Raw genomic sequence first — 5,215 nt, 5'->3', positions numbered from 1 at the left:
CCTGATTCATTCCCCTCTTTCTCAAGCTCTCTCTTATTAATTCAGGGTTCTTTCTCAGAGCTTCCAATATCGACCAGCTGACTGACATTGCCTAGCAGTTCGTTCAGAAAATATATTCTTTCTCTCTTCCTCCAGCTTATTTCTCCCATTTGTTTTATTAAATAATTCTATTAAAATTACCTAGTAGAAATATCATTTAATTAGAATTAAGGAGAAGTGCCCTCATCGGCTTCTTTCACCTCGGATTCCTGATTCTGGCAATATCATGCTTTTAGGGACCCGCATAGCCATGCCAGTATCCGGAGTACCTGATGAGAACAACTGCCAGAATGAGAGCAAAAATTATTATTAAAATAGCAGGAAGCAGTATCCTAAGCATTGCAATAGTTAGAGCTATGAAGTCCTTGTAATCAGCCTTTACTTCTTCAGCCAACATCTCACCAAGTGTCCTTTTCCCACGTCTGTTGTTGGAGGAACCTTTTCTCTACATATGTCCATCACATAGGGACACCTATCGGAGAAGGGACACCCCTTGACGGGTTCAACTGGATTCGGAGGCTCTCCCTTCAATATTATCTTGTTTCTCTTTACAGTGGGATCTGGAATTGGAACTGCTGATATGAGAGCTTGGGTATATGGGTGCTGCATGTCTGAGAACAGATCTTGAGTCTCGGCTGTCTCCACCCAGCATCCTCTGTAGATCACAGTTGTCCTCCTACTTATATATTTTATTATAGAAAGGTTATGAGTTATCAGGAGATAGGAGTATCTATATTTGTCCTGCAGCTCTTTCAGGAGATCCAGAACTTGGGCCTGAACAGATACATCAAGGGATGCAGTAGGCTCATCTAGCACAATGAACTTTGGATTCACGCTCAAAGCCCTTGCTATAACAACTCTCTGCCTCTGTCCCCCGCTCAGCTCATGAGGATATCTGTAAAGATGTTCCTCGCTCATTCCCACTCTTTCCATTAGCTCAACTGCCCTTTCATACTCGCTTCCCCTGCTGATACCATGAATTTTCATAACCTCAAAAAGCATGTCCTTCACAGTCATCCTCGGGTTCATCGATGCATATGGATCCTGAAAGACCATCTGAACCTTCCTTCTGTACTCCTTCAGCTTATTTCCTTTAATTTTTGTGACATCTTCCCCGTCAAATATTATTTTACCTGAAGTAGGATCTATTAACCTGACTATCATCCTGCCAACAGTTGTCTTTCCGCTTCCCGATTCCCCGACGAGCCCATGGGTTTCACCCTCCTCAACCTTGAAGGAGACATCGTTTACAGCATACACATAGCCAACTGTCCTCTGAAGAACTCCTCCAAGTATCGGAAAGTGCTTTGCCAGATTTTCCACTCTGAGAACCTCCATAAAATCACCTCCCATATAGAAAGCATGCAACTCTTACTCCATCTATCTCCCTGTATTCTGGGACTTTTTCCTTGCATATGTCCATTGCATACTGGCACCTCGGATGAAACGGACATCCTGGGGGAGGATTTACGAGATCCGGAACTGTTCCAGGTATGCTAATTGGCTTGACCTCCTTATCTGTTCTGGGCAGAGCTCTTATCAAGCCCTGTGTGTAGGGATGTTTCGGATCGACCAGAACCTTTGTAACACGGCCGAACTCGACTACTCTGCCGGCATACATCACTGCAACCCTATTGCAGTTTTCAGCTATTATTCCCAGATCGTGAGTTATTAATATTATAGATATGTTGCTCTTTTTCTGAAGCTCCTTCATTATCTCAAGCACCTGAGCCTGTATTGTCACATCTAGGGCAGTTGTAGCCTCATCAGCTATTATAAGATCAGGTTTTAAGGAATACGCCATGGCAAGGAGCACTCTTTGCTTCATTCCCCCGCTTAGCTCATGAGGGTACATCTCCATAACTCTCTCAGGAGCAGGCATCTTCACCTCTTTGAGCATCTGAATTGCCTTCTCCCTAGCTACTTTCTCCTTCTTGTCACTATTTATCACATCGGGATCATGCTGCTTCAGTATGTCGACAAACTGCCTCCCTATCTTGAAGACGGGATTCAGATATGTGTGAGGATCCTGAAAGACTGCTGCCATCCTTCTTCCCCTTATCTTCTCCATCTCCTCCTCGCTCAGTTTAACTAAATCTATCCCGTCAAATATTATTTTACCTGATACTATTCTTGCATTTGGTGGAAGAAGCCTCTGTATTGAGAGGGCTGTCACAGATTTCCCGCTGCCAGTCTCTCCAGCCAACCCGAGGACTTCCCCTTTATCGAGGTCAAAGGTGACTCCATTGAGCGCATGCACAGTGCCCCTGTATGTGTGGAACTCAACTCTCAGATCCTCGACCTTCAGAAGCAATTTATCACCTCCTCAACCTGGGATCTAAAACATCTCTTAAGCCATCTCCTACCAAATTGAAGCCCAAGCTTGCGAAGAGTATTGTTATACCGGGAAAGAACATTATCCAAGGAGCTTGAAACAGATATGTAGCTCCTCTGCTGCAAAGCTGACCCCATTCCGGCTCAAATGGAGATGGACCCAGCCCTATGAAGCTCAGGCCAGCTGCTGTCAGCATAGCTCCTCCTATGTCCATTGTGGCAACTACCAACATCGGATATATTGCATTTGGAAGTATGTGCCTGAATATTATTCTATAGCTTGGTATACTGAGTATCTTTGCTGCTGCTACATAGGGCTTCTCCCTCTCAGCTATGACCTGTCCTCTCATTATCCTAGCATAACCGGACCACCACACGACTATAAGGGCGAGCATCAGGTTTGTGAATGATCTTCCCAGGACTGTTGCTATTGCCATTGCCAGAATAAGGCCCGGAAATGCGAGAAATATATCTGTAATTCTCATCATTGCCTCATCTATCACACCGCCAAAGTAGCCGGATATCGAGCCGAGCACTATTCCTATCAGTAGAGAAGAAGCTATGACGACAATAGCTATCATTAGATCATATCTAGCTCCCAGTATTATCAGGGATAGCAGGTCTCTTCCTATGTCATCGGTTCCAAAGGGATGCTGCCAAGAGGGTGGCTTCAGCTGATTCGGATAATCTACTCTTTGTGCTATTTCAGGATTAACTATTAACGGGCCAAAGATAGCTAGAAAGATGAAGAAAGCCACTAGAACAAACCCCGATACAACGAGCTTGTTCCTGCTGATGAGCCACAGAGAATACCTCACATCCATCAAAAAGAGTTCCCTTCCAGTTCTTCTGCTCATTAAATCACCCTCAGTATTTTATCCTAGGGTCAAGCCAGGCATAAATTATATCGACAGCGAGATTCACAAACACGTATATGAAGCATGCTAAGACAGTAAAGGCCAATATAGTGTTTGAGTCGTTAAATGTTATTGCCATCACGGTAAGCTGACCCATTCCGGGGAATGCAAATATTGTTTCAGTTATCACAGCACCTCCCAGCAGGCCTCCGAACATGAGGCCGCTTATCGTTGCTACAGGTATCATCGCATTCTTGAGTGCATATTTATATATTACTATTCTCCTTGGTAATCCATAAGCTCTAGCTGTTGTTATATAGTCCTGCCTGAGAACTTCGAGCATACTCGATCTGGCAACTCTTGTGACGACTCCTATGTTGAGAAATGCAAGCGTTATAGAGGGCAGTATTATGTGGGAAATTGCATCCAAGGCAACTATAAAGTTCCCCTGAATGAGGGAATCCAGTATCATGAGACCGGTTATCCTGTTAACTGGATGTGCTTGAAGAAGTACTGGATCAACTCTTCCACTTGATGGGAGGCTAGGAAGCCCATTTGTCTTGAGCCAGTAGGAGAAGGTGTACTGGAGCGTCAAACCGAGCCAGAAAACTGGTATAGATATGCCGGTCAACGCTATTATCCTTATTATATGGTCTATGAGCGTGTTGTTCTTCAAAGCGCTCAGTATGCCCAATGGAATACCTAAGGCTATTGTGATGAGGAATGCCGTGACAGCTAGCTCCACTGTGGCAGGGAATCTGTACATCAACGCCTCGAGAACTGGCATATGGGCGACTTTAGACCAGCCCCAGTCCATTGTAATGAGATCCCTGAGATAGTAGGCATACTGCACATAAAAAGGCTTGTCAAGCCCAAGCTTCTTTTCTATAGCAGGTATGAGCTCGGGAGGAGTTCTCTCCGTCACATATGCTCCTAATGGATTCAAAACTATCCTTGAGAGGTAGAAAGTAAGTATTGTGACCCCTATCAAAACAGGTACCAACAGAAGCGTTCTTCTAATGGCATACTCGTATAGCTTCAAAAAATCACCCTAAAAAAAGAAAAAGAGGGAGGTCACCCCTTGGAGAGAGTTGCGAAGTAGTTTCCTGGGAAGGCTGGATTGTAGAACCATCCCTTGACCCATGTCCTTTGAACGTGATAGGCTGTCGGCTGCGTGAGCCATATGTACACGTACTGTTCATTCACCTTCAGTGTTATCTGCCTGAGGATCTCCTTTCTCTTCTGAGGATCTAATGTTCTCGCCTGCTCATCTATCAGTTTGTTGAGCTCAGGATCGTTAAATCCTATTCTTATCGGGAATGTTCCTTTCTCTCCATGGCAGAAGGGCACAACATAGTCATCCGGATCTATATAATCAGGAGCCCATCCGAGGAAGAATATAGGCAAGGCCTTTGCCCTCAGCTTTGCCAGGAATGCAGGCCAGTCCAGAGGAACTACCTGTATTATTAAGCCTGCATGCAGACTATTTATTGCACTTGCTAAAAGCAGAGAACCCTTTTCTCTTGCAAGGTTGCCGGAGTTGTAGTATATCGTCAGAGTCTTTGGATTATCCGGACTGAAGCCCAGATCCTTTCCAGCTGCAAGAAGAAGCTCCTTTGCCTTCGTCAGGTTGTATTCGTAGACAGGTATAGATGGATCATATCCGAACATCCCTTTAGGTATAGGACCATTTGGCTGTATTGCGAAGTTCTTCACAACCTCTCTTATGTATGTTTTGTAGTCGAAAGCGTATGCAAATGCCTGCCTAACTCTTATGTCCTTGAAAGGCTGAAAGTCAACGGGCTTCTTTGTTGTCTCATCGTATATCTTCTGGTTGAGTCCTATGAACATTATATCAAAGGTCTCGAATGGTCCCAATACTGCCACCTTGTCAGCTACATCCGGCTTCACGACTATCTTCCCCTCATTCAGCCACTTGTTTATGTCTATAAGTTGATCTATGTGTGTAACAGGAACATAAACAA

Annotated in this window: 6 protein-coding genes; all 6 read right to left on the bottom strand. The window is 44.5% G+C overall.

Annotated elements, in window-relative coordinates; genetic code table 11:
* Positions 1–271: 271 nt before the first annotated feature.
* Entirely contained in the window at positions 272–433 is a 162-nt protein-coding gene (locus tag D6D85_RS16650; protein ID WP_202617260.1) for a hypothetical protein, read from the bottom strand.
* On the bottom strand, positions 418–1,377 hold the full coding sequence (locus D6D85_RS01015) for an ABC transporter ATP-binding protein (RefSeq protein ID WP_125670187.1): 960 nt from the start codon (positions 1,375–1,377) through the stop codon (positions 418–420). Before D6D85_RS01015 ends, D6D85_RS16650 begins: the two co-directional genes overlap by 16 nt.
* A gap of 4 nt (positions 1,378–1,381) precedes the next feature.
* The gene (locus tag D6D85_RS01010; protein ID WP_125670185.1) at positions 1,382–2,353 is read right to left on the bottom strand and encodes an ABC transporter ATP-binding protein; all 972 of its coding nucleotides are present in this window, start codon (positions 2,351–2,353) and stop codon (positions 1,382–1,384) included.
* A 4-nt stretch (positions 2,354–2,357) separates the two neighbouring features.
* Complete coding sequence (locus tag D6D85_RS01005) at positions 2,358–3,230, bottom strand: ABC transporter permease (RefSeq protein ID WP_237558703.1); 873 nt, start codon at positions 3,228–3,230, stop codon at positions 2,358–2,360.
* A gap of 10 nt (positions 3,231–3,240) precedes the next feature.
* Entirely contained in the window at positions 3,241–4,272 is a 1,032-nt protein-coding gene (locus D6D85_RS01000) for an ABC transporter permease (protein WP_125670184.1), read from the bottom strand.
* 32 nt (positions 4,273–4,304) lie between these two features.
* The coding region (locus D6D85_RS00995; protein ID WP_237558702.1) for an ABC transporter substrate-binding protein at positions 4,305–5,215 on the bottom strand (911 nt) is incomplete at its 5' end.

It is taken from the genome of Candidatus Methanodesulfokora washburnensis (assembly GCF_003947435.1).
GTDB lineage: Archaea > Korarchaeota > Korarchaeia > Korarchaeales > Korarchaeaceae > Methanodesulfokora > Methanodesulfokora washburnensis.
Note: the sequence above shows the minus strand (reverse complement) of the source record. Positions and strands in the feature narration are given on the sequence as shown.

What these genes read in the sequence shown, in the direction of transcription:
- D6D85_RS01005 (WP_237558703.1), bottom strand. Translation starts at nt 3,230, where the DNA reads ATGAGCAGAAGAACTGGAAGGGAACTCTTTTTGATGGATGTGAGGTAT.
- D6D85_RS01015 (WP_125670187.1), bottom strand. Translation starts at nt 1,377, where the DNA reads ATGGAGGTTCTCAGAGTGGAAAATCTGGCAAAGCACTTTCCGATACTT.